The sequence below is a fragment of the Marinifilum flexuosum genome (genome assembly GCF_003610555.1).
Lineage (GTDB): Bacteria > Bacteroidota > Bacteroidia > Bacteroidales > Marinifilaceae > Marinifilum > Marinifilum flexuosum.
In genome coordinates this window covers 764,307-789,812 of the sequence record NZ_RAPQ01000009.1, presented here as the reverse complement: position 1 = coordinate 789,812, position 25,506 = coordinate 764,307, and the positions used below count along the sequence as shown (strand labels likewise).

The window sequence follows — 25,506 nt, the reverse complement described above, 5'->3', positions numbered from 1 at the left end:
AATAAAAGGGGCTTCATGCCCCTTTTATTCGGGTTTTAATGTTGTTTGTCCGGTTGTTATTCCCAGCGGATGTTATCCAGGTAATACTTGTCTGTTGCACCTCCGTCATCTTTTCCTGCATTGAAGAAGAGAACTACTTTGTTATGGTTTTCATTTGCCTGTGAGCTAAAATCAACGGTATACTCAACCCATTCTCCGGTTGTGGTAATATCCATCCAGATTTCATGGGCAGCAGAGGTTCCACCTTCCAGCTTGGCAAGGAATTGAACTGCCTTATCGGAGTGAATCATCAGTTTCAATTTGTTCTTGGTAGAAAGGTCTATGGCTTTTTCATAGTCAACCAAAAGGAAATCCCAGGCATTTGTTCCATCATCGGTAAATTCACCAATTTTCTCGCTTTGGTTGATTCCTGCTTTGTATAGATTGTCTATTCCAGCCTCCAGTCTTCCAGTGAATGTATAGTTGTGCTGACATTCAAAATCAGAGATGATGCTCATGTCTTTATCAACACCATTACATGGGTTATCATCTACAGGTATATTATTCTCTACAAACTTGATGTCGTCCACATAATAAACTTCTTCTTCCTGGCCATCTTCGGCTCCTGCATTGAAGAACAGGATTAGTTTGGTGTTGTTCATGTCAACTGCTTCTCTGAAATTGAAAGAGTATTCAACCCATTGACCAGTTGTCTCCATTTGAACCTGTTGCTCAACGACCACGTCACCACCTTCTAACTTTGCTATTAGAATACCTGTATTTTCTGTATAGACTTTCATCTTTAAAAGACTACGGTTGGTTAAGTCGTAGGCCGTAGAAAAATCGATAAGCATATTGTCCCAAGCCTGTGTTCCGTTGTCAATGAATTTTCCAACTTTTTCAGATGTGTTGTCACCTGACTGATCAGGATTGTTGGTTACAGGAGCTTGAGTATCCAGAGTAGGATCTCCACCAATGAAATAGTTTTGCTGGCATTCAAAATCAGAGATGATGTTCATGTCTTTTTCTACGCCTTCACAAGGATCAACAATTTCTGGGAAATCATTTTCCACAAATCGGATATCATCAATCAGGTAGGTTTCTTCGCTGGCACCATCATCAGCACCTGCGTTAAAGAAAAGAACCAGTTTGGTGTTATCCATGTCGATGGCTTCTCTAAAGTTGAATGAGCATTCCACCCATTCATTGATTTTTTCGATCTGAACGCTTTGTTCTATAGTCAAGCTTCCGCCTTCCAATTTAGCAATCAGGATTCCTGCTTTGGGAGCAAGTACTTTGATTTTAAGTTGGCTTCTGTCCGTTAGGTTGTATGCAGAACCAAAGTCAATTAAGAGGTTGTCCCAAGCTTGGTTTCCATCATCGATGAATTTACCGACCTTATTGGAGGTATTAATTCCTGATTTGTTGGTGTTATCAATTGCAGGGGCCTGAGTTTCCTTGCTTGCATCGGCACCAATAAAAAAGTTTTGCTGGCATTCAAAATCAGAAATTATACTGTTGTCTTTTACTACATCTGCACAAGGATCAACAGGTTCAATTATTTCCTCTTCATCAGAAGAACTACATGCTATTGTAAATGTGGAAAATATTGCAATGATTAAGCTTAACTGTTTTGTTTTTAGATTCATAAGTTAAAATTTTAGGTTATGAATTGGGTTAGGGAGTCCCTGAACAAGAGCATTAAGCTCTTGTTCTAAGGAATTTACTAACTAATTGAATTGTGTTATTTTGTTAGGCTAAGACCTGCTTTATCCAAGGCTACACCTATTTCGGGGGTTTTCATAAAAGTATCCCATATGATACCGGAACGGTAATTTTCTATCATTACAACAATTGGTCCCTGATCAATGGCCAGGTATGATTTGGCCACCCATCCTTTACTAATGTTGAATGCATCTTTGAAGCCATACTGACCAAAAAGATTGTATTCATCCATTTTTTCATAGAAGAACCTCATGGCATCCAGAGTATATTCAGGTGTATAAACAATAGATGAGATGGCTGCTGTAGGTGTGATGGTTCCATTGTCATTATTTGGAGCATGTGCCATATAACCACCCGGAGTATCACTTGCGGTTAATCCCCAGCAACTCTCTCCATAATAACTGTAAGTGCTGTGATTACTGATACACCACTGACGGTTCAAAAGTGTCTGCTTTTTATTTCTTTCGAAGTAAGACGAATAGCCGGCCAATGACATGTGTTGATCAGTGATGTGAGGAGTTAATCCCAAATACGAATAATGTGTAAAGAATAAAGGTCCTCCATAATCATTACGTTTTGTTGGATCTAATTCTCTAACGTAGTTGTTTCCAATCCATCCTTTTTCATAGACACTCTTATCTATTGGATGAGTAGGTGATGCCAAAGCCAGAATATAAGCAATGTGAGTTTCATTAAATGAACGCAAAGGCAGGTTCATTTCAAATTGATAGTTAGGAGACCAATGCCATAGCAAGTATTCTCCTGATTGGGCAAACCAGTCCCACTCAACCTCTTCCCACAATCTGGTAATGGTAGCTCTAAGCTTTTGCTCCTTTTCAGTTTCTGCATCAAAATACTCTCTGGCAGTCAACATTCCTTGTACCAGGAAGGCTGTTTCAACAAGATCTGCACCATTGTCCTTGTGTGAAAAAGGGATGGTCTTTCCTGTTGTACCACTTAACCAATGAGACCATGCACCATGGTAACGAGTCGCTTTATTCTCCAAGAAATCTGTCATTTTTAATAGGCGATCAACAGCTTGCTGGCGGGTGATATAGTTGCGTTCTACACCTGCAACGATAGCCATGATACCGAAACCGCTTCCTCCGCTTGTTACTGTATCTGGTTTCTCATTACTTCGCTCACGAGCTAATCCAGAAATCGGGTGTCCGAAATCCCAAAAGTAGGCAAAGGTTTTCTCTTGAACGATGTCAATAAGTTCGGCATCGGTAAGCTTAGCTTCTGGCTCAGCGTCCTTTTCAGGAATATATTCATCAGAGCTACTGCTCGAACAGCCAATGATCAGGCAAAGTGAGAGTGATAGGTATATTTTGATTAAATGTGACATTGCTTATTTGTTTTAATAGGTAGTTGTCTGCAGGAGCTTTAAGACTCCTGCAGAATTTGACCATGAAATTTAGTAACCGTTGTTTTGCTTTAGCATTCCTTCACTTAATTCTATCTGACGTTGAGGAATTGGGAATACTTCGTGTTTTCCATCTACAAAGTTTTTACCGTGAGCACGTAGGACTTCACCAGCTCTTCCTTGGCGAACCAAATCGAAGAAACGGTCGTGTTCCATCCCAAATTCAACTCTTCTCTCATGCCAGATTTTATTTTTTAGATCATCACCAGTTGCATTAGGTAATCCTACTCTTGAACGAACTTTGTTCAAAGACTCTAAAGCTTGACTTGTTTGTCCCAATTCGTTAGCGGCTTCAGCATTAATTAACAGGACTTCTGCGTAACGGAAAATTCGAAGGTTTTTACTAGTTTCCCAGTCATTACCATTGAAAGTTTCCTGAGTCTTACTGAAGTATGCTTTTTCGTTATAGCGAGGGTTTGGAGTTTCTGAGTTAATAACAACTCCGTCCCACATGGTTTCACCTGGGAAAATGATTGTTGCCTCTTTTCTAGGGTCTCCATCTTCATAGACTTTCTCTAGTGATTCAGAAGGAGTGTTGAATCCCCATCCTAATTGACCGCGAACACCCTGACAAACAGCATACCCTTGAATCCCTTTATTTGGGGTTACACCAGAAGCCTGAACTTCAAAAATCGACTCGGAACTGTTTTCTCCGGACTCTCTCCATATGGTTGCATAATCACTTACCAAAGCATATTCTCCTGAAAGCATTACTTCATTGGTTAAGCGTAATGCTTCACCCCAGTTTTTCTTGTACATGTATACTTTTGCTAGGAAGGTTTTTGCAGCTCCTTTGGTAGCACGCCCTAAATCGTCCATGCTCATTTGGCTTCTTTCCAGAAGGTGTGTTACCCCAAATTGCAAATCGGAAATAATCAACTCATAAATTTCCTCCTTACTTGCTCTGGTTCTTCCATTAGCAAGATCCTCTGGATTACCAGCATCAGGTAACTTGTCAATTTTCGGAACTCCTCCAAAGCATCTTACCAAAGTCCAGTAATAATAGGCTCTTAAAAATCTTGCTTCACCTTCTAGACGATTTCTTAAGTTTTCATCGATTTCCAGGTTTGGGATTACATTAAGCGCTTGATTTGCGAAAGAGATACCTCTGTAATTAGATCCCCAAATTTCATTAAATGAGATACTGGAAGCTGTGAAATTAAAATCATCCAATTCGTGCTTATCAGCTCCTGTATCCCCGGGATCACTTCCTTTGTCGGCATCATCAGAGGTAATGCTCGATACTCCAATCCATGAAAATGTGTGTTGATCCCATTCATGCAAATTGCTGTATACTGCATTTACAAGTTCGGTAGCTGTATTTTCTGAACTTGAGAAATAATCTTCAGGAGTTTGATTCACCTGTGGATCTATCTCAAGAAATTCATCGCTGCACGCTGCGGTCATTAGTAACAAAATGCTCAGTAGGCATGCAATAGTTATATCTAAAATTTTGTTGTTCATTTTTTTAGTTTTTCAATGGTTTGACCTTTGTGACGCATTAAAATGTAACATTAATTCCAAACAGATAAGTAGCTGCAGTTGGATAAGCATTTAGCTCGATACCAGCATCAAGTGCTCCTCCTGGCAATTCAGGAGTATAACCACTGTATTTTTGCCAGATAACTGGATTAGTTGCACTCATGTAACATCTCACGTTTTTAATTCCTACCGAGTTAACCCATGATTTAGGTAAGGTGTAACCTAGTGTGATATTGTTGATTTTGAAATATGAACCAGACTCAACATAGTAAGATGAGGCAATTGGAACTCCATTGGAAGCTCTTGGTGTTGTGTTGGATGGATTATCAACAGTCCATCTGTCAGCCAAGGATGCTTCTATATTTTCGTTCCCCCATCTTTGGGCTTTTTTCCCGTTGTAAACCTTGTTGCCTGAATTTCCATAGAAATCGATTTGGAAATCAAAGTTTTTATAGTTGATTCCAGCATTGAAACCATAATATAGTTTAGGCTGATATGATCCCATATAAACACGGTCATCATCATTTAAAACACCGTCGTTATTAGTGTCTTTGTAGCGGAAATCACCTGGTTTTGCATCAGGTTGAATTTTACCACCATCTTTGTTTACGTATGAATCAACATCACTTTGCGACAGGAAGATTCCATCGGTTTGGTACACCCAGAAACTACCGATTTCTTCACCTTCTTCGGTTCTGGTTGTTACCTGTCCGTTTCCTAAGCCTCCGGCAACAATAGGAAGACCGCTGGCAACATTTTCAATGGTATTTTTGTTGTGGGTAAGGTTTACTCCAAAAGTGAAAGTAAGATCTTCATTTACTTTTTCTCTCCAGTTTACTGATAATTCGAAACCTTCGTTACGAATGTCAGCCATATTGGTCAAGTAGCTGTTAGCTCCGAAAATCTGATCTAATGGAGCATCGATTAAAGCATCCGAAGTTAATTTGTTGTAGTAATCCAACTCACCAGTAATCTTATTGAAGAATGAGAACTCTAATCCAAGGTCGTATTCAGTGGTAACCTCCCATTTCAATCCAAGGTCTTTGATTCCTTCAATTGTAGTACCGTTAACTACGGTTTGAGTTTCTCCGAAAACATATTGCTTGGTAGCCATTGTGTAAAGAAATGCATTGGATCCGATGTTGTCATTTCCAAGCTTACCCCAGCTGGCTCTTAGCTTTAAATTATCCAACCAGTTAATGTCCTGCATGAAATTTTCTTCTGAAATTCTCCAACCTAAACCTACTGAAGGAGAGTTTCCCCAACGTTGTGTTTTAGAGATTTTTGAAGAACCATCACGACGCATGGTAGCAGTCAACAAATACTTATTGTCATAGGCATAGTTGAAACGACCGATATATGAGTTTCTGGTATACTTGTCACCTCCGTTTCCGTTGGTTGCAGAGGTAACATCTCCTGCATCCAGATACCAGTATTGACTTTGTTCCGGAATACCTTGTCTTGATCCGCCTAACCAACTTGTTTCTGTTTTCTCAGCAGTGGTTCCTGCCATCAGTTTGAAATCGTGCTTGTCACCCAACTTGAATTGATAGGTTAGAATGTTATCCCAAATCCATGTTGAATATTCGCCTCGACCAGTAGAAAGTGATGAGTGTTCACTTTTTTGGTTAGGAGATACTTCGTATTTAGGAGTATAGCTTCTATCCTTAGAGTAAGATGCATCAACACTAAATGTAGATTTGAAGCTTAAGTTTTTCATCAATTCCAGCTCTGCGAACAAGGATCCTTGAATACGGGTTCCCCAGTTGCGGCTATTGTTGTAATGCAGGGTGGCTGCCGGGTTGGCTACATTGTTTTTGATTGTGTAACCAAAGTCACCATTTTCATCTTTAACAGGAACTGTTGGTGACTGGCGATAAGCATCGGTAAATGTTCCAAAAGGAGCATTGTTTGATTTGTATCGGCTAATGCTAAGGTTGTTTCCCAGTTTGATTTTATCGGTAAGCTGGTAAGTATTATTCAATCGCATTGATAGCCTGCTGTAATCATTGGTTTTCAGGATTCCCTGATCCTCCATATATCCCAAAGAGAAAAAGTAAGTGTTTTTTTCACCTCCTCCGTTAACCGACAGGTTGTGCTCTTGAGTAAATGCCTCGCGAGTAATGGCATCCAACCAGTTTGTGTTGTATTTGATTTTCGATAAATCGTAAGGAGCTTCCTGGTTATCGTAAGCTGCTGCTTCGTTTGAATATTCCGCGAACAGTTTGCTGTCAGCCATTTCAACTTCGTTAATGATTTTGTGTACCCCAACTTTAGAGCTAAAGTTCACTTCCATTTTACCTTTAGAACCAGATTTTGTAGTGATAAGAATCACACCATTTGCGGCTCTTACACCATAAATTGCAGCAGAAGAAGCATCTTTAAGGATATCTACCGAAACAATATCTTCCTGATTAATGTTTCGCACATCACCGGTTACAATTCCGTCAACCACGTATAATGGGTCAACACCGGCCTTCATACTACCAATTCCTCGGATACGAACCATTGGAGCTGAACCAGGAGCACTTGAGTTGACAATTTGTACCCCGGCTAATTTTCCCTGAATCGATTGCATTGGAGAAAGAGAGCTAACATTTTTTAGTTCATCTCCTTTTACTCCAACGATAGATCCGGTGATGTCCTTTTTGGTTTGTACCCCGTAACCAACAACCATGACTTCTTCAAGTCCTGTTGCAGAAGCTTCCAATATCACGTTGAGCTTAGTCTGGTTGTTTACAGCAACCTCTTTACTGAGCATACCAACGAAGCTGAAAATTAAGTTTGCATTAGGAGCAACAGAAATGGTGTAGTTTCCATCAATATCGGTTGTTGTTCCTGTGGTAGTACCTTTTACGACAATACTTACACCAGGTATTCCCATTTCATAATCTTGGGATGTTACTTTTCCTGTTACTGTAAGATTTTGTGCCCAAATGGCGCTAGAAAACAGCGTCATAAGGATAATGAGAAGATTTTTTTTCATTAGGAAATGTTATTTAGTTTGGTTATACTATAACTGATTCGTTTTTGTTTTAAATGTATAGGGTAATTGGGCTTTCAACTTGAGCGGCCACATCAATCACATTCACATCTAACTTGGTTTTGGTTATATCCATTTTGATTTCGAAAGTGTATTTATGGTTGGCTGTTAGTTCAGCTGTTGTAAATGTTTTATTAATCGTAGGGAGTACTCCTTCTGCATCGACTAAATTGACAACTACTGTGTAAGTGTCAGTTCCATAATCAGCAATGGAGGTTGCTGGGGGAGTTGTCATTTTTAGATCAGCAATAAAATGCCCTGTGCGCGTTTCTGCAGGAGTATATTTTAAATGTTTATCAGCCCATGATGCTGTTACTTCCGCTTCGATTGTTTCATAATCAGCAGGAATTCCGTCGTCGCCTGTCTGAATAAATTCCACGTCAATTAATACTGTTGTTTGCAGAATAGCAAAAGATAAAGTCGTTACATTGTTTTGTGTAACTGAGAAAGGATTGTAAGCACCTTTATAGAAGGGAGTATCCCATCCGGCACCTCGGTAGTCAGAGTTTCCATCTCCATCGATAACACCAATCCATCCAGAGTCAATGGTAAGGTTAAAGTTGTCTCCCGCTGGCATTAAAATTCCTTCAGCAGGAAAAGTTCCTAGTTTATAAGAACTATTGTTATAGTCAGTGCCGGTAATAAATACTCCAAAATCGTTGGTTTCCATTCCATATACAGTGTTTGCCTTCGTGCCATTAGACTCTGGGACAACATCCATGGAAACTTGGGGAGTGATTTGTAATGTTCCTGTTTCACTTTCTTCTGTTATATCATGTTCCGAGCAAGACGAGAATAATAGTACAGAAGCTGTAAAAAGACTTGCTATTAATAAACGGGTTTGTGGTAAGGTTTGCATAAATGAAAAAATTTAGTTGAAATGAAAAATGGGTTAATTCGATTCATTGCTTTGTTTTTTACAGCAACAAATATTGGAGGAATAGAAGGTGAAAAAAAAAAAACGACCCAAACTTGAGCCAAACAGGTTTTAAGAGAAGTGCGTTGTGGTTGTTAAGTATCAGTTAGTAAGTGTAGTTGTGTGTTTTTATTGGTTGGTAAAAAATGCACGTAAAATCTCCAATGTTGTGGTAATGTTGTAGTGAGTTTTTGCGATTGAAAACCTTTTCAGAGTATATTTGACACTATAAAAAGAAGAAACCATATTTTCTGTTTGCGTAGAAGGATATATCAACTGTAAAAAGTGATAATGAAAAAATATATTGGTTATTCTTAGTACTCCAACATTAAGTATATGTATATGAAAACTCGATATCATCAAATTATTGTACCATTACTATTTTTCATATGTTTTTTATGTGTGAACATTGGACAGGCAAGAACCAAGCAATTGCTTATGCCTTTTGTGAAGAATTTCTCGAAATTAGAATATAATGGTGCCAATCAGAATTGGGATGTTTGCCAAGGAGTTAATGGAGTAATGTACTTTGCCAATTCAGATGGGTTATTAGAGTATGATGGTGCAAGCTGGAAGTTATATCCCTTACCGGCAGAGCAAATTGTCCGATCTGTTGCTGTAGATTCTGCCGGAAGAGTTTATGTTGGAGCGCATGAAGAGTTTGGGTATTGGGAAAAAAATAAAAATGGACAACTCGAGTATTTTTCTTTGATTAAGTTCGTAGAGGATCATCAAATTAAAAATCAGGATATTTGGAAAATATGTATTTGGGACAATAAGGTGTATTTTCAATCATTTGCAGAAATATTTGTGTATGATGGAGAAAAATTAACCATTATTAATACTCCAGCTAATGTCTTTTCACTCTTTAAAATTAGAGATCGTTTGTTGGTTAGTATCCAGAATATGGGCTTATATGAATTTAAGCAAGACTCATTAGTTGCCTTAAAAGGTACAGACCAGCTATCTCCAAAAACGATTAATATTGCTATACCATATGGAGAAAAGGGTATTCTACTGGGATCAGAACTTGGAGGCCTTTATAAATACGAAAATGAAAAGATGACTCCATGGAAAAATGATGCAGATGATTTCTTGAAGAATTTTCAGCTCAATAAAGCTGCTACGGTTTCCATAAATGATAAGGAGTATTATCTGTTTGGAACTATAACTCAGGGCTTGGTTGTTCTTGATAAGAATGGTGGGATATATAGCCATATTACTAAAAGTCAAGGTTTACAGAATAATACGATTCTTGGAATTAAGGTAGATCAGTATAATAATTTATGGCTGAGTTTGGATAATGGAATAGATTTTATCAACCTGAATTCTTCATTTCGTTATTATCATGATAGGAGTGGGGAGTTGGGTACTGTGTATAGTGCTGCTATTTTTAATGGCAAATTGTATCTGGGAACCAATCATGGATTATATAGTGCTGTTTGGAATGCAAAATTGTTGCAACTTGAGACAGATTTTACTCTCATAAAAGATACGCAAGGACAAGTTTGGAACTTGAAAGTAGTGGATGATGTACTTTTTTGTGGACACAATAATGGAACATTTCTAATTTCTGAAAAAGGCATTGGGCGCATTTCAAATGTTTCGGGAGGTTGGATTCTTAAAGAGGTTCCTGGTAATCCAGATTTGTTAATTCAGGGAACGTATATAGGTTTGGTTGTTTATAAGAAGAGTGGAGGGCAATGGAGAATGTTTCATATGGTAAAAAGCTATCATGAGCCAACAGAGTTTCTTGAGTTCGACTACAAGGGAAACCTATGGACCAGTCATGCTTATAGAGGATTGTATAAGCTCAAATTGAATTCGGATTTTAGCTCTGTATTAAAAAGTGAATTCTATAACAAAGAGAATGGACTTCCCGATGATTCAAATGTGAATGTTTTTAAAGTTGATCAACAAGTGGTTTTTACAACTAAGGAGAAACTGTTTTCCTATGACTACAATCAAGAGAAGTTAGCTCCATTTAAAAAGTTAAATACGGGACTGAAAGATTTTAAAGATGCTTATAAAATTATCTCTATTGATAGTAGAAATTATTGGTTCTTTAAAAAGGGTAAGTGTGCTCGTGTATTAATGAATCATGGAGAGATAAAAAGTATAGATGCCTTGTCTTTTCAGTTACTAAGAGGAAGTACTCTAGATGGGTATGAGAATATTATAGCATTGGGAAGAGGTGATTACTTGATCTGTCAGGATGCTGGTTTTTCCATTTTTTCATCGCATCAAATGGATAAATCATTATCACTGCAAAATCATCAGGTGATTTTACGCGAAATTTCCTGTAATTCTCAAACCTCAAAGTTACATCAGGCCTTAGATTTGGAGAATCCCGGAGAAATAGCAAATTCAAAAAATAACATGAACTTTGAATTTTCTCTTCCGGTATACCGTTTTGGAAAATTAAAATACCAATGGAAATTGGAAGGCTATGATGTATTTTGGTCTGATCCCTCTGATCGTACTTTGGTAAACTATTCAAAATTGCCTCATGGTGATTATAAATTTACAGTGAGAGCGACAGACAATTATGGGAGTATGTCTAAAATAGCTTCCTATTCGTTCACAATATTGCCCCCATGGTATTTATCCAAGTTGGCTAAAATCATTTATTGGCTTCTGTTTTTTGCTCTTATTGGAGGTTTTCGGGTAGTTTACTACTATAAACTTGATAAGCAAAAAAGAAAGTACTATTTAAAACTTCAGGAGGAGAATGAAGAGAAAATCATTAAGCTAAAGAATGAGCATTTAAGAGAGGAAATTGAGAATAAATCGAAGGAGTTGGCCAATTATACCATGCTGGTTACTAAGAAGAATGACCTGTTAAACCAATTAAAAGAACAGCTGGAGAAGCTGGAAATACATGTAATTGCTGCTACCGCCAAGAAGAGGTTGAAAGACATAAATAAGTTGATTCAATCAGGAATTAGTAGTGAAGAAGACTGGAAGCTATTCAATGAAAATTTTGATAAGGCCAACGAAACATTTCTACAGAATTTAAGAAAGAGATATATCGACTTAACACCGAACGATCTTCGTTTTTGTGCTCTTTTACGCATGAATATGACTTCAAAAGAAATTGCATCATTACTCAATATATCACCTCGTAGTGTGGAGGTGAAGCGATACCGTCTTCGAAAAAAATTAAATTTGGAGCATGAGAAGAATCTAGTGGAGTTTTTAATGGAAGTAAATGAGCAAAATTGATTACCTATTTGTAAACAAGTTGAAATCTCGGTTTAATCGGGTATTAGTATGAATGCTCCTTTTTCTGCAATGGAGTTTTGCCTGTATTTGCCTTAAACTGCTTGTTAAAATAGGATGGACTATTAAATCCACACTCATAGGCAATTTGTGCTACGGTTAGCTTGCCTTCGGCAAGAAGTTTTTGTGCGTAATTGATACGCATCTCATTCAGAAATTCAGAAAATGTTTTTTGTGTTTTGCTCTTAAAAAACCTGCAAAAGGCTGTTTTGCTCATATTCGCTACTTTTGCAGCTTCATCTAGGTCAATCTTTTGTTGAAAGTTCTCACTAACGTATTCGTATATCTTATATAGTTTTTGATTGCTACTTTGCTTAAAGGATTCTACAAAACTATCCGACGCCAAATATTCCAGATCTTCTGATTGAGCTATTAATTGAAGGATTTGTAATAGAATAATTATCCTTTGTGAATAATCTGAGTTATGTAGATTTTGTAGGAGCTGGATAATTTTGTATTTGGTACTTCCATCAATACGAATTCCTTTAAATGAATTGATTAGCATTTCTTTGATTCTTTTCATCTCAGGCAATAAAAAGAATTCTTTACCAAAACTATCTTCTTTGAAATGAACCACCCAGGCAATCACTCTTTCTTCTGATTCTTTGCTATAAAACAAATCATCATTTTTCATGATATGAGGTGTATTGGGACCAATAAAGATCATGTCACCATCATTAAAATGATCGATACAATCGCCCACCACCAGGGTTCCATGACTTTTTTCAATGAATATCAATTCATACTCTGGATGGTAATGCCAAGGTACCTCAATGTGTGGTAGTACATCAATTTTTGAACGGAATGAATGTTCCCTTTTGACCGAAATTTCTTCTAAAATTAATGACATGATTGTATTATTTTATCAGTTAAAGCCAGCTGTATTTATAAAAACTGCTAATATGTTTTTATTTTGGGTGTTGAATTCCCAATTGATACGTATTTCCTTAATGGTAATAATGTATTAGCTTATGTAGTGGCTTAGTATAGTGATGATGCAAATATAGTACAATTAAATGATAAAATAGTAAAATGCATTTACTGGAAAATCAAAGAGATTTGTCTTGCAATAACTCAAACGATTGAAATAATAAGATATGGTATCAATAAGTACAAATATCAGCTCGGAAAAAACCGGTGCTAAAGGCGGAATGAATTATAAGGGTGCATTGGCATTGCTAACTTCATTATTTTTCATGTGGGGATTTTTAACCTGTATGAACGATATTCTAATTCCTCACTTAAAAGGATTATTCGATTTATCAATTACGCAGGCAATGCTTGTGCAGTTCACATTTTTTGGGGCTTACTTTCTAATGTCTTTGCCAGCTGGTTGGATTATTGGCAAGATTGGATATAAAATGGGAATTGTAACAGGATTAACAATAGCAGGTATTGGGGCAGCAATGTTTTTTCCTGCAGCCAATTTCTTATCCTACGGATTCTTCTTGTTTGCATTATTTGTTCTTGCATCTGGAATTGTTGTATTGCAGGTGGCTGCAAATCCGTATGTAGCGGAATTGGGTACACCTGAAACTGCATCGAGTAGATTGAATCTTACTCAGGGATTTAATTCACTAGGAACAACGGTAGCTCCAATTTTTGGTGCTTGGTTAATTCTTGATAATACTGCAACTGATAGTGTAGGAAAGGCAGAAGCAGTTCAGATGCCTTACGTAGGTTTGGCGTTAGCTTTAATTGTAATTGCAGTAATTTTTGCATTTGTAAAGCTTCCTAAAATTCAGGATGCCGAAGAAGAAAAAGCTGAAGGATCAGCTTGGAAGTTTCGTCATTTGGTTTTAGGAGCAATAGGAATATTCACATATGTTGGAGCCGAGGTTGCAATCGGTAGTGCTTTGGTGATGTACTTTGGTGATGAGGGCTTACATTTATTTGGTGAAGCCGAAGCAGCCACATATGTTTCTGTATTTTGGGGAGGTGCCATGGTAGGCCGATTTATTGGTTCTGCAGTTATGCAAAAAATGTCGGCAGCCAAAGTATTGGCATTTAATTCGGTTATGGTTGTAGCCCTAATTTTAATTAGTATGATGACAACTGGATATGTTGCACTATGGAGTATTGTATTGGTTGGATTATTCAACTCAATCATGTTCCCAACCATTTTTACCTTGGCAATTGATGGACTAGGAAAGCATACCAGCCAGGGATCAGGGATCTTGTGTCTTGCCATTGTAGGAGGAGCAGTTGTTCCTATGATTATGGGTATTTTGGCTGATAGTTTTGGTCTTGCTAATTCTTTTGTTGTTGCAATTTTGTGTTATGCATATATATTGTATTACGCATTAAAAGGACACAAACATTAGGACATTTATTAATAGAAGAAAAGTATTGAAATGAAGGAAGTTGCTTTAGGAATAGATATAGGAGGAACCAATACTGTTTTTGGATGTATTGATCGTGAAGGGAATTGTTTGGTTACAGGCAGCATACCAACACAAAATCATGATGACATTAATAAATACCTTGATGATTTATTCGAACTTGTTCAGATTAAGTTGAAGGAGTATGAAGGTGTTTTAAATATCATTGGAGTAGGAATTGGTGCACCCAATGCAAGTTATTATACGGGTACGATTGAAAATGCTCCGAATTTAAAGTGGAAGGGAAGTGTTCCTTTGGTTGATTTGGTTAAAGAGCGTTTGGACGTTCCGGTAATGATTACCAATGATGCCAATGCTGCTGCAATGGGAGAAAAAGTATTTGGTGCAGCAAAAGACATGAACAACTTCATGGTAATAACACTTGGTACCGGATTGGGAAGTGGTATTGTGGTAAACGGAGATTTGCTATACGGGCACGATGGCTTTGCAGGAGAAGTTGGACATATGATTGTTCGCAAGAGTGGACGCGAATGTGGATGTGGAAGAAAAGGTTGTTTGGAAACCTATGTTTCAGCTACAGGAGTAAAACGATCGGTATATAAATTATTGGCAAGACATTTAGGTGATAGTGAACTGAGAGATATTCCTTTTAGTGAATTAACTGCCAAAATGGTTGCTGAAGCTGCTGGTAGAGGAGATCTTGTTGCAAACGAGACTTTTGCTTATACCGCTCAAATGTTGGGTGAAGTTTTGGCAAATGTAGTAGCGGTTACCAGTCCAAAAGCAATTTTCTTATTTGGAGGTCTTGCCAAAGCTGGAGATATCTTGTTTGAACCAGTAAGAGAAACTCTAGAGAAAAATTTAATGCCTATATATAAAGGTAAAATTCAAGTTCTGCCTTCAGGAATTAAGGATAATGCTGCCGTATTGGGAGCTGCTGCCTTAATATGGAATAAGAATTAAAAGATAATCGATTGCCTTCGGAGTTTTTCGAGGGTACACCCTCCAGCCTGCCTTGTGCAGGCTTTTTTTGTAGAATCCTTTTCTACAAAGTGTGGAATCTTTACCACAGGTTTTTGTCCGAACCATCCTCCATATTTTAATGTGCCAAAAAATAAAAAAGAGCTAAAGTGTAAGATTATCAATGTTTAAGTGGGTTTTGTGATTTTCTTTTGGCATGAAAAATATTTACGGCACAGTATTCTCATATAGTATTTGTGAATTTGAATTGATGTAAACCTGTTTAAAAAATTAAGAATTATGAGAAAGTTAGTATTTGCATTATTAGTGTTACCATTTTTTACAGCTTGTAACCAAAAAGAATTAAAACAACTTCGTGAGCAGAATCAACAGTTAACTGTAATGGCTCAAGAGAAAGATTCTACTATCGATGAGTTTGTTGAGTCGTTTGATGTTATTGCAGCAAACCTGAACATCATTAAGGAGAAAGAACAGATCATTTCTGTTAGTGCCAATGAGAATCCTTCAGTTGGACAGAAAGAACAAATGGTAAATGATTTGAACCTGGTTCGTGAGTTGTTGGAAGAAAACAGAGCTAAAATTGAAAACCTGGACAAGAAGTTGAAGAACAGCTGGTACCAAAACTCGAAACTAAAGAAATTGGTTGCTGGTTTAAAATCACAAGTTGAAGAAAAAGATGCTTCTATCGCAGCATTATCTGATCAAGTTGCTCAATTGAACGTTGAAGTTGAAAACTTGAATGGACAAGTAACTGAGTTAAATGGTACTGTTGTAGCATTGAACACCGAGAACGAAAACAAGGCAAAAATTATTGAAGAGCAAACTACTGACTTGAATACAGCACACTATGTGATTGGCGATATCAAGGAATTGAAAATGAAACAAGTGGTTACTAGCCAAGGTGGATTATTGGGAATTGGTGCTACAAACAAATTGAACCAAAAAATCAATCCAGAAAACTTTAACCAAATTGACATTACCCAAACTACAACTATTCCAGTTTCAGGTAAAAAAGTTAGCCTGGTAACTTCACACCCAAGTGATTCTTACAGATTAGAAGGAACAGAAAAAGAGATTGAAGCAATTACAATCTTAAACCCTGAAGAATTCTGGAAAGCTTCAAAATACTTAGTTGTTGCAGTGAAATAATATAATACAAACAGAGCTTGTATTCAAAAGCATCCCACTTAGGGATGCTTTTTTGTTTTGCATCGTTTTGACTTTTACTACTCAAGGCGTTTGGGTAATGCTACCCAAGTTGCTTGAGTAAGCTGCCCAAGTTGTTTGAGTAGACTGCTCAATGTGTTTGGGTAAGCTGCTCAAGTTGTTTGAGCAAATAATTTGTCATCGTACGATCTTTGGCTCCTGTGAATTTGTAGATCACAGGATTGGAGTATAGGATTTATAATCCGATTTATTGAATTGAAAATTCAGAACTCTACGGTCCCTGATTACAAATCAGGGACAGCGATAGATGTCTTTGTTTTACCTGAACACTTTGTTATCATATATTCTCGAAACTACTAATAATATGATTGCCACGAGTGCCGGAGCGAATTCTCCATCTTGCGCAATAATGTGGGCAAAAAAGGCAAGTACAAAATCGAAGAAAAATCCGGCGTAAGCCCATTCCTTTAATAATTGCGATTTTTTAGATAGTATGGCAATTAATCCTAACAGTTTGGCTACAGCTAAAGGATAAATTACAAAAGTTGGGAATCCTAATTTTAGAAAAGTTGCACTCACCATTTCGTAATTCATAAAATACATGCCTGCCGACATTAACATTAAGGCAGTAAGTAATCCGGTTGTGGTCCAATAAATAATTTTATTTCGCTTTTCCATTGTGCTTTTATTTATACCATTAATATTAAAAAGTTATTTAAAGATAATGCCGATAGATATTTAAGAGGAATAACAAATGGAATGAAGTTATTGATCTTCCGATAATTATCGGGATTAAATACTAATCGGTATTAAAATGATTTCAGTTAACATGAAGATATAATTATTGTATTAGATAAAGTGTTAAGCAATTGCTAAACTGTAGTAAATGTAAGATTGCCGACAAATAAATTTGGTTAATAGGTTCTGTTTCATGATAAGCAAATAAGCTATTTAATAGCGAATCTGTCTGATTTTTCGTAAATTAAAGAGACTCCCTTTATCTATTAAAATGCAGTAATGCATACTTCTGTTTTGGATTTTGTTACGGTTTAAAGTTGTTGGATATGTCCATTTTAAGAAATGAAATTAAGAATAACCTCACTCAATTAAAGGATGAAATAGATCAGATTTTTGCAGGAGGAAGAGATACTGTTCTTTCCGAAGTTACGGTAGGACAAGTGTATGGTGGAATGAGAGGATTAACAGCATTGGTTTGTAATACTTCCTTTGTTGATCCGTATTCAGGTCTTCACATTGGTGAATATACGGTTGAGGAACTTGCCGATAGGTTTCCCGAAGAGATATTCTTTTTGTTGTGTACAGGAAAATTACCGGGGCCAGATTTTTTGTCGGAGTTTCGGAATGAATTGAATGAAAGATCCGGTGTACCTCAATATACTTGGGACATGTTAAGGGTATTGCCAAAGGATACTCACCCTATGAGCATGTTAAGTTTGGGAATTTTATCGATGGAGCAAGAATCGATATTCAAGAAGAATTATTTAAAAGGCATTGCTAAGGCTGATTATTGGAAATATACTTTAGAGGATGCTTTAAATGTAATCGCCAAATTACCTGAATTGGCAGCAGGAATTTATAGAATCAGGTTTTGTGATGGTAAACTAATTGCCAGAGATCCAGAATTGGATTGGGCGGCAAACCTGGCATTAATGCTTGGTTTACCCGGTTCAGGTAAAGAATTCGCGAATTTGATGAGACTCTACCTGGTTTTGCATTGCGATCATGAAGGTGGTAATGTGAGTGCTTTTACTTCAAGAGTTGTGAATTCAGCATTGTCTGATTTGTACTATGCGATTTCAGCAGGATTAAATGGCTTGGCTGGTCCGCTTCATGGTTTGGCAAATCAGGAATGTTTACGATTTATATTGGCGATAAAAGAAAAGTGTGGCGATGATGTGGATGAAAATCAGGTGAAACAATTTGTATTGGATACTTTGGATGCAGGAAAGGTAATCCCAGGTTATGGTCATGCAGTTTTAAGGGTAACCGATCCGAGATTTAAGGAGTTCATGAATTTTGGGAAGCAGTATTGTGCAGATGATGCTTGTTACCAGATTGCTGAAAAGCTGTTCCATGTAGTTCCTGACATTTTAAAAACCTATAAAGGTGGAAAGGTAGCTAATCCATGGCCAAATGTGGATGCGGCTTCAGGATCCTTATTGTATAAGTTTGGCTTAAATCAGTTCGATTTTTATACTGTTTTATTTGGTGTTTCAAGAGTTTTAGGCTTTTGTGCACAGAATATTCTAGCCCAAGGTCTGGGGCAACCCATCATTCGTCCCAAAAGTGTTACCAACAAATGGGTGGCAGAAAAACTAATGGAAAACAAGGTGAATTCTTGAATTGATTTCTGTTTATCGATTTAAGCAGAGGCATGCTACCGCCGAGAGCAGGGGTATGCTCCCATCGAGAGCAGAGGTGTGCTCCTACCGAGAGCAAGGGTATGCTCAAATTGAAGATGTTTTGATATGTAAATGGTATAATTATCTTTGCGGCTTAAATTAAACCAAAAAGATGATTACTGTAGATTCATTAGCTGTTGAGTTTGGCGGAACAAGCTTGTTTAAAGATATTTCATTTGTAATTAATGAGAAGGATAGAATTGCTCTAATGGGAAAAAATGGAGCGGGAAAATCTACACTTCTTAAAATTATTGCAGGAGTTGATACACCAACTCGTGGTCGTATTTCGACACCAAAGGATAAGACCATTGCATACCTTCCTCAGCACTTAATGACAACGAATACCAGAACTGTTTTTGAAGAAACTGCTCAGGCTTTTGCTCATATTTTCGAAATGGAGAAGCAGATTGAAGAGATGAATGCTGAGTTGGCTTCAAGAACTGATTTCGAATCGGAGAGCTATTACAAGCTGATTGAAGATGTATCTACTTTAAGTGAGAAATTCTATTCCATCGAAGAAACCAATTACGATTCGGAGGTAGAAAAAACACTAATCGGACTAGGTTTTGAGCGAGATGATTTTACTCGCCCAACCAGTGAGTTTAGTGGCGGTTGGAGAATGAGAATTGAATTGGCAAAGATTCTTCTGAAAAAGCCTGATTTGATTCTTTTGGATGAGCCTACCAACCACCTGGATATTGAATCGATTCAATGGTTGGAAGATTTTCTGATTAACTCGGGAAAAGCGGTTATGGTAATTTCTCACGACCGTGCTTTTGTCGATCGAATTACTTCGAGAACCATTGAAATTACAATGGGGCGTATTTACGATTACAAGGCTTCTTATTCGGAGTACCTGGAATTAAGAAAGGATAGAAGAGCACATCAGCAAAAGGCTTACGATGAGCAACAGAAAATGATTGCTGAGAACAAAGCTTTTATTGAACGATTCAAGGGAACTTATTCTAAAACCTTGCAGGTGCAATCGCGAGTTAAGATGTTGGAAAAACTTGAGATTGTAGAAGTGGATGAGGAAGATACTTCCGCATTGAGATTGAAATTTCCACCTTCGCCTCGTTCAGGAAACTATCCGGTAATTATGGAAGAGGTTAGCAAAGTCTACGATGAGCATTTGGTATTTGAAAATGTGAATTTTACATTGGAAAGAGGTGAGAAGGTTGCTTTTGTTGGTAGAAATGGTGAAGGGAAATCAACGTTGGTTAAAGCCATTATGCAGGAGATTGATCATGGAGGAACCTTAACTTTAGGGCACAATGCTATGATTGGATATTTTGCTCAGAATCAGGCATCATTAATGGATGAGGATTTAACTGTTTTTCAAACTATTGATCATGTAGCCGTAGGAGATATCAGAACAAAAATTAAGGATTTATTGGGTGCGTTCATGTTTGGTGGCGATAATTCAACCAAAAAGGTAAAAGTACTTTCGGGGGGAGAAAAAACTCGTTTGGCAATGATTAAACTGTTGCTTGAGCCAGTGAACTTGTTAATTCTGGATGAGCCTACCAACCATTTAGATATGAAGACCAAAGATATTCTAAAATCGGCATTGAAAGATTTTGATGGGACCTTAATTGTTGTATCTCACGATCGTGATTTCCTTGATTGCTTGGTGGATAAGGTATATGAATTTGGCAACCAAAAAGTAAAAGAGCACTTGGGAGATATCAACTCTTACTTATCGACTAAGAAAATGGAGAATTTAAGAGAGTTGGAGCGTAAGAATTAATTCAACTCTTTTGACTTGCTCACCTTTACTTGAATAACACCTGTGAATGGAATGGTGAAAAAGAATGTAGAGCCTTGATCTATTTCAGATTTTAGGCTCATTGTTCCACCAAGTAGGTGCACCAAACCTTTGGTAATACTTAAACCAAGACCATTACCTTCGCGGTATTCATTACGAGTAACCTGAGCGAACCTTTCAAATATCAAGTTGAGTTGATCTTTTGGAATTCCGCAGCCCGTGTCCTTAACGTAGAATTCTAATTCGTCGTATTTTGTTTTGTAACCGAATTCTATCTGTCCTTCATCGGTAAATTTTAATGCATTACCTAATAAATTGTTACAGATTTGAGTAAATCTTAGTGTATCCGTTTCGATAATATAATCTTTTGATTCATCCGGAATATATATATGTGATTCAACCGAATTTTCAGGCTTTGAATCTAGTGTGTTTCTGAATACACTTGCTATTTCTTTGATTAGGTCATTTACTGATACACTTTCAAACGATACCTTTAACTGATTGGATTCGATGTGTGAAATATCGATAATATCATCAATGATTCTTAGTAATTGTTCCCCCGAGCTATTTATAATTTTTGAATAAAGTTCTTGTTGTTTTGCACTAATATCTGGAGTTGAAATTAAATCTGTAAAACCAAGAATGGAATTCAAAGGAGTTCTTATTTCATGGCTCATATTCGCAAGAAAGGCTGTTTTTAGTTGATCACTTTCTTCCGCTTTTTTTCGGGCAATTACCAGTTCCTGTTTGGTTTTACGTAGTTCTGATATGTCATGAATAATTGAAAAGAGAAGTTTCTTTTCTTCAAATACCATTGCTTCAGAATATACTTCAACATCCCTAATTTCGCCGCTTGCCAGTTTGTGTTTAAAAATATATACAGAACTTGTTTTCGCAGTTGATTGGATTGCTTTACTTAGATATTCAGTAGGCAAAGTATTAATTTTGCCAATTGACATTGATGTTAGTGTTTTGTAATCATAGCCATAAAATTTTACTGCAGCAGAATTAGCATCAGTAATCTGTCCGTTTGTTGGATCGATAAGCATCATAATAGATTGATTGTTTCTAAAGATGGCTTTGTATCTTTTTTCGCTTTCGGATAACTGATAGGTTCTTTTTGCTATAACTTGCTCAAGAGAGTCATTAATTTCTTGTAGTTTGTTTTCTCTTTTTTCAACCTCACTTGTATAAAAACGAAAGGTTTTGGTTAGATGTTTTTTATAAAAAAGAGCAATTAATAATGTAATCAGAAGGGTAAGACCAATTAAAACAAGAGTTAAGTTATTTCTTTTATGTCCAAGGAGCTCATCATGTTTTAACTCATTTTCAATTAGTGTATCAATATCATTTAAATAGATTCCTGTAGCAACAATCCAATCATACTTCTTATATAGCTTGGCGTAGCTTAGTTTTTGCGAAATTTGGTCTGTTTTGAATTCTTTAAACCAGTATGTAAAAAACAATTCTCCATACTTTTTTACACCTTGTAATTCTGTTAAGTAAGGTGTATTTCCTTTAATATCGGTAGTATGGGTTGAAAGAAATTGACCTTCGGTTTCAGGCAGGTTTGGGTGAACCTCTCGAATAGCATAATCATCACCACCTTCGTAGTTAATTATTTTATTGATCCAAATGTATCCGGAATCAACCAAGGTATTTTGCCTGATGTGATTTTTGATGTATTTTTTTACCTGGCTTCTGACATAGGCTGAATCACTAGGAAATTTATTACTGAAAAACTCTTCTATTTGTTTGATTTCAACAATGGTTCTGTCTACAGCAGTTTTTAAATAATCTTTTTTAGCTTGTATTATTTGACTCTCTATTTGCTCTAAATGTTCTTGATTGATCTGATTAATTTGGCGATTATAGATGAACCAAAAAGAAGTTGTAAAAATTACAATGATGATAATAAGAGAAACGAAAAAGCTCTTGGTAATATCTTTAGGGGCAATATCTGATTTTTTTTTCTGATTCAATTTATTGTGCAAAAAGTTTGAAGTAAGAGGTCATAAAAATGAATATTAAGTAAATTTAGTAAATGAATAGTTATTTAACAAATTAATTTAAAAGTAAAGGCCTTGATAGATTATTACCAAGGCCTTTTTTATTTTATACTAATAGGGATTATTAGAATTTTTCATCGTATTTGGTCCAAAGTCCATCGCCTATTTCCCATGCTTTGTCTACCACTTCGTTACCCAATTGGATACTTCTTTTGGTTAAAAACTCCTTGCGTTTTTTCTTACTCATTTTAGCTACCTCTTTGTCGATATTAGCTTGTTCTTCGAAATATTGTTTCTGTAGAGGAACAAAAACTGTATCAACATCATGTCTCATATCTCCCCAGCGTTGAGCGGTTAATGTACCTAAACGATTAAAGGCCCACCATGCCGATTTTCGAGTGTACCCTGTTCTGCGAGCTTTTACTTTGTAGGATTCAGCCAAATCTGTAGTTCCAGCATAAACAGGAATGTAAATGGATGTTGCAACATTATCTTGTGCCAACCAAACAATTCCCCCAACTTCATCAGGTAACCAATCTCTACACTGAATAATGGTTGCATACATGGTATACCAGCGAGCAATGGTTCTTTCGCCAAGTTCGCCCCAACCACCGTTAACTCTGAATAAACGGTTCATATCATAAGGCATAAAAGGATTCGCAAATGGAGAAAGTTCTTCTTTGCCATCCTTATCTGCTTGCTTAATGTTTTTCACAAAGTTGTATGGAGTTCCTTCGTAGTAATCCTTAAATATTTCTACCAACTTATCCATTGTAATTTTTTCATCTGGTTGAACAGAGAATGGATAATCTTTATCGTTGGCATCTAGCTTTAAAGAAGGAGCAGCCATTGAAAGTACTCTCCACTCTCTTCTGCGAGAAGCTAATGATAGGCGGCTTTTAGGAGCGTAAGCATAGTTCCATTTGAAAACGTCACCCTCTTTCCACCAACCATTTTCTTTGGCAACCGAATAAATGTTTTTCGATGCCATAAAATGCTCTTTATCTTCTAGATTGATTTCTTTAATGGTACTTGCATTTGCATTTACAGAAATGTGATTGTCAGGTACGCGCTGAGCAACCCAAACTGCACCTACTTTTCCTTTACCAGGACCTACAACTTCAAAATGCCAAACTTCTTTTTTATCGGCAATGGTCAAACATTCTCCGTAATCTCTCCAACCATATTTTATTAATAGTTCATCAGCTAATTGAATTGCTTCTCTTGCAGTTGTGCATCTCTCAAGCATTAATTGTTGTAAGCGCTGACAATCGATTAAACACTCTTTCGAGAACAATTCTTCACGCCCACCAAAGGTAGATTCGCCAATTGCCAATTGCTTTTCGTTGATACAAGGGTATGCAGTATTAAAAAACTGGTAAGTTTTTTCAACTTGGTCGATTTCTCCTATCTTTTTGTGCTGGTATGTTGGCATTGCTAAACTATCGTATGCCGATCTTTCATACAAAGCAAACTTACTTCCTTTATTGTACTTCTTCGAAGGTGTAACATCCATCCAAGCACGTGTTCGGTGGCTATCATCTGTGTGAGAAGTGATAACTGATCCGTCAATTGTGGCTAGTTTTCCAACAGTTACTGTGGTACAACCTTCTGGCACCCCGTTTTGCCAATCCGATTTGTCCTGTGCCATTGTATTTGTCGAAACCAGCAATACAATAGCTAGAAATAAATTTCTTATATAATAATTCATGTTTAGTTAGTTGTGTTTTAGTGATCTTGTATTAAAGGATTTAGCAGTTGTGCTAATTGCTTACTGAACCAGGTAAATTCCTGTATCCTCAATGGTAATTAGCTTTTGTTTGTACAAGAGACCAATTGCCTTTTTAAAATTTTTCTTACTCATTTTAAGCGAGTAGTAAATGTCTTCTGGAGAACTCTTATCATTCAAAGGAATGAATCCTTCTTCTTCTTTTAATAAATCAAGTATTTGCTGTCCCGATTTAGGAACCTCGTTTGCATATCCTTGTTGTTGAAGGCTAACATCAATCTTGCCATCGGGACGGATTTTCTTAATATATGCCTTTCTTTGATCTCCAATTTTCAGGTGTCCAAAAACTTCATTCTTGTACACCATACCTAAGGCATCATCATTAATCAACACCTGGAAACCCAATTCACTTCTTTTTCCAACTAAAATATCTACTTCATCACCTTCTTTATATGATACTTCATTTTCTCGAAGGATTCTTTCAATTTTAGCTGTAGCAACAATTCTACCTGTGGCATTATCCAGATAGATGTATACCAGGTACGAAAGATCAACCTGCATTTTATCTCTTTGCTCGCTAAACGGAACAAGCAGATCTTTGGCCAATCCCCAATCTAAAAATGCACCTACATTGGTTACCGATTTTACTTTTAGAACAGCAAATTCCCCAACAATGGCTTTAGGTTTTAGCGTTGTGGCTATAATTCGATCTTCCGAATCTCTGTAGATAAACACTTTTATCTTATCATCAATTTGAGTTTTTGGCGGAACATATTGATTAGGAAGCAAGATTAAAGCTTCATCTTCACCCTCTAAAAACACTCCAAAGTCAACCAATTTGGCGACTTTTAATTCTGCATATTGTCCTATAATACTCACAAGCTATATTTTAATCAGTTTCCAATTGATATGGAAAGTTTTGGTTTATCAATTAATGCGTAAAAGTAAGCAACTTTTTACGAATATGCTCGGACTATATCTAAAAGAGAAGATTGAGATAGATTTATTAACTGTAAACCTTTGTTTAAGCTTCTTTCTATTATTCAGAATAGAAAGAAGTGTATGTTGTAGAGCATGTTTACTGAAATCGATAAAAACGGAATGGGTATTTTTCACCTGCTTTAGAAATGAGTTAAAATAAGAGCTTGATTTGTTGCGTGCTGCTCTCGAAATTACCAAGCTATGCGTTATTATTAGGTTTTAATAAAAAAATCAAAGTTAAGATTGCAATTTT

General features: G+C 36.7%; 16 protein-coding genes. 6 read left to right on the top strand and 10 right to left on the bottom strand.

Annotation, left to right across the window (positions count from 1 at the left end; genetic code table 11):
- Positions 1 to 56 precede the first annotated feature (56 nt).
- The 5 genes from BXY64_RS13195 to BXY64_RS13175 all read right to left on the bottom strand — a co-directional run bounded on the left by BXY64_RS13195 (position 57) and on the right by BXY64_RS13175 (position 8,514).
- The gene (locus BXY64_RS13195; protein WP_120240450.1) at positions 57 to 1,628 is read right to left on the bottom strand and encodes a hypothetical protein; all 1,572 of its coding nucleotides are present in this window, start codon (positions 1,626 to 1,628) and stop codon (positions 57 to 59) included.
- Positions 1,629 to 1,723: 95 nt separating this feature from the next.
- Positions 1,724 to 3,052: a glucoamylase family protein gene (locus BXY64_RS13190; RefSeq protein ID WP_120240449.1), complete on the bottom strand. Its 1,329-nt coding sequence runs from the start codon at positions 3,050 to 3,052 to the stop codon at positions 1,724 to 1,726.
- Between the two features lie 69 nt (positions 3,053 to 3,121).
- The gene (locus BXY64_RS13185) at positions 3,122 to 4,594 is read right to left on the bottom strand and encodes a RagB/SusD family nutrient uptake outer membrane protein (RefSeq protein ID WP_120240448.1); all 1,473 of its coding nucleotides are present in this window, start codon (positions 4,592 to 4,594) and stop codon (positions 3,122 to 3,124) included.
- A gap of 37 nt (positions 4,595 to 4,631) precedes the next feature.
- Complete coding sequence (locus tag BXY64_RS13180; protein WP_120240447.1) at positions 4,632 to 7,598, bottom strand: SusC/RagA family TonB-linked outer membrane protein; 2,967 nt, start codon at positions 7,596 to 7,598, stop codon at positions 4,632 to 4,634.
- A 49-nt stretch (positions 7,599 to 7,647) separates the two neighbouring features.
- Entirely contained in the window at positions 7,648 to 8,514 is an 867-nt protein-coding gene (locus BXY64_RS13175; RefSeq protein WP_147375991.1) for a hypothetical protein, read from the bottom strand.
- A 399-nt stretch (positions 8,515 to 8,913) separates the two neighbouring features.
- Between BXY64_RS13175 and BXY64_RS13170 the strand changes: the two genes are divergently transcribed.
- On the top strand, positions 8,914 to 11,796 hold the full coding sequence (locus BXY64_RS13170) for a triple tyrosine motif-containing protein (RefSeq protein WP_170150654.1): 2,883 nt from the start codon (positions 8,914 to 8,916) through the stop codon (positions 11,794 to 11,796).
- Positions 11,797 to 11,839: 43 nt separating this feature from the next.
- Here BXY64_RS13170 and BXY64_RS13165 read toward each other — a convergent pair whose 3' ends face one another.
- A complete protein-coding gene (locus BXY64_RS13165; RefSeq protein ID WP_120240444.1) occupies positions 11,840 to 12,703 on the bottom strand; it encodes an AraC family transcriptional regulator in 864 nt (287 codons plus the stop codon).
- Between the two features lie 247 nt (positions 12,704 to 12,950).
- On the opposite strand from BXY64_RS13165, the gene BXY64_RS13160 reads away from it, so the two are divergent.
- The 3 genes from BXY64_RS13160 to BXY64_RS13150 all read left to right on the top strand — a co-directional run bounded on the left by BXY64_RS13160 (position 12,951) and on the right by BXY64_RS13150 (position 16,325).
- Complete coding sequence (locus tag BXY64_RS13160; protein ID WP_120240443.1) at positions 12,951 to 14,177, top strand: sugar MFS transporter; 1,227 nt, start codon at positions 12,951 to 12,953, stop codon at positions 14,175 to 14,177.
- 30 nt (positions 14,178 to 14,207) lie between these two features.
- The gene (locus BXY64_RS13155) at positions 14,208 to 15,158 is read left to right on the top strand and encodes an ROK family protein (protein WP_120240442.1); all 951 of its coding nucleotides are present in this window, start codon (positions 14,208 to 14,210) and stop codon (positions 15,156 to 15,158) included.
- A gap of 297 nt (positions 15,159 to 15,455) precedes the next feature.
- Entirely contained in the window at positions 15,456 to 16,325 is an 870-nt protein-coding gene (locus BXY64_RS13150) for a Cbp1 family collagen-binding glycoprotein adhesin (protein ID WP_120240441.1), read from the top strand.
- Between the two features lie 336 nt (positions 16,326 to 16,661).
- Here the strand turns inward: BXY64_RS13150 and BXY64_RS13145 are convergent, their stop codons facing one another.
- Complete coding sequence (locus tag BXY64_RS13145) at positions 16,662 to 17,021, bottom strand: DoxX family protein (protein ID WP_120240440.1); 360 nt, start codon at positions 17,019 to 17,021, stop codon at positions 16,662 to 16,664.
- 386 nt (positions 17,022 to 17,407) lie between these two features.
- On the opposite strand from BXY64_RS13145, the gene BXY64_RS13140 reads away from it, so the two are divergent.
- Both BXY64_RS13140 and BXY64_RS13135 read left to right on the top strand, forming a co-directional pair.
- The gene (locus BXY64_RS13140; protein ID WP_120240439.1) at positions 17,408 to 18,706 is read left to right on the top strand and encodes a citrate (Si)-synthase; all 1,299 of its coding nucleotides are present in this window, start codon (positions 17,408 to 17,410) and stop codon (positions 18,704 to 18,706) included.
- A 172-nt stretch (positions 18,707 to 18,878) separates the two neighbouring features.
- Positions 18,879 to 20,516 (top strand): ABC-F family ATP-binding cassette domain-containing protein, encoded by a 1,638-nt coding sequence (locus BXY64_RS13135; RefSeq protein ID WP_120240438.1) that lies wholly within the window; start codon positions 18,879 to 18,881, stop codon positions 20,514 to 20,516.
- Here the strand turns inward: BXY64_RS13135 and BXY64_RS13130 are convergent.
- The 3 genes from BXY64_RS13130 to BXY64_RS13120 all read right to left on the bottom strand — a co-directional run bounded on the left by BXY64_RS13130 (position 20,513) and on the right by BXY64_RS13120 (position 25,151).
- Complete coding sequence (locus BXY64_RS13130) at positions 20,513 to 22,516, bottom strand: sensor histidine kinase (RefSeq protein WP_170150653.1); 2,004 nt, start codon at positions 22,514 to 22,516, stop codon at positions 20,513 to 20,515. The genes BXY64_RS13135 and BXY64_RS13130 overlap by 4 nt on opposite strands.
- Before the next feature lie 151 nt (positions 22,517 to 22,667).
- Positions 22,668 to 24,254 carry a dipeptidase gene (locus tag BXY64_RS13125; protein WP_120240436.1) on the bottom strand — a complete coding sequence of 529 codons (1,587 nt, stop codon included), beginning with the start codon at positions 24,252 to 24,254 and terminating at the stop codon, positions 22,668 to 22,670.
- 60 nt (positions 24,255 to 24,314) lie between these two features.
- Positions 24,315 to 25,151: a CvfB family protein gene (locus BXY64_RS13120; protein WP_120240435.1), complete on the bottom strand. Its 837-nt coding sequence runs from the start codon at positions 25,149 to 25,151 to the stop codon at positions 24,315 to 24,317.
- Positions 25,152 to 25,506 lie beyond the last annotated feature (355 nt).

What these genes read in the sequence shown, in the direction of transcription:
- BXY64_RS13190 (WP_120240449.1), bottom strand. Translation starts at nt 3,052, where the DNA reads ATGTCACATTTAATCAAAATATACCTATCACTCTCACTTTGCCTGATC.
- BXY64_RS13185 (WP_120240448.1), bottom strand. Translation starts at nt 4,594, where the DNA reads ATGAACAACAAAATTTTAGATATAACTATTGCATGCCTACTGAGCATT.
- BXY64_RS13180 (WP_120240447.1), bottom strand. Translation starts at nt 7,598, where the DNA reads ATGAAAAAAAATCTTCTCATTATCCTTATGACGCTGTTTTCTAGCGCC.
- BXY64_RS13195 (WP_120240450.1), bottom strand. Translation starts at nt 1,628, where the DNA reads ATGAATCTAAAAACAAAACAGTTAAGCTTAATCATTGCAATATTTTCC.
- BXY64_RS13140 (WP_120240439.1), top strand. Translation starts at nt 17,408, where the DNA reads ATGTCCATTTTAAGAAATGAAATTAAGAATAACCTCACTCAATTAAAG.
- BXY64_RS13165 (WP_120240444.1), bottom strand. Translation starts at nt 12,703, where the DNA reads ATGTCATTAATTTTAGAAGAAATTTCGGTCAAAAGGGAACATTCATTC.
- BXY64_RS13160 (WP_120240443.1), top strand. Translation starts at nt 12,951, where the DNA reads ATGGTATCAATAAGTACAAATATCAGCTCGGAAAAAACCGGTGCTAAA.
- BXY64_RS13175 (WP_147375991.1), bottom strand. Translation starts at nt 8,514, where the DNA reads ATGCAAACCTTACCACAAACCCGTTTATTAATAGCAAGTCTTTTTACA.
- BXY64_RS13125 (WP_120240436.1), bottom strand. Translation starts at nt 24,254, where the DNA reads ATGAATTATTATATAAGAAATTTATTTCTAGCTATTGTATTGCTGGTT.
- BXY64_RS13150 (WP_120240441.1), top strand. Translation starts at nt 15,456, where the DNA reads ATGAGAAAGTTAGTATTTGCATTATTAGTGTTACCATTTTTTACAGCT.
- BXY64_RS13155 (WP_120240442.1), top strand. Translation starts at nt 14,208, where the DNA reads ATGAAGGAAGTTGCTTTAGGAATAGATATAGGAGGAACCAATACTGTT.
- BXY64_RS13170 (WP_170150654.1), top strand. Translation starts at nt 8,914, where the DNA reads ATGAAAACTCGATATCATCAAATTATTGTACCATTACTATTTTTCATA.
- BXY64_RS13135 (WP_120240438.1), top strand. Translation starts at nt 18,879, where the DNA reads ATGATTACTGTAGATTCATTAGCTGTTGAGTTTGGCGGAACAAGCTTG.
- BXY64_RS13145 (WP_120240440.1), bottom strand. Translation starts at nt 17,021, where the DNA reads ATGGAAAAGCGAAATAAAATTATTTATTGGACCACAACCGGATTACTT.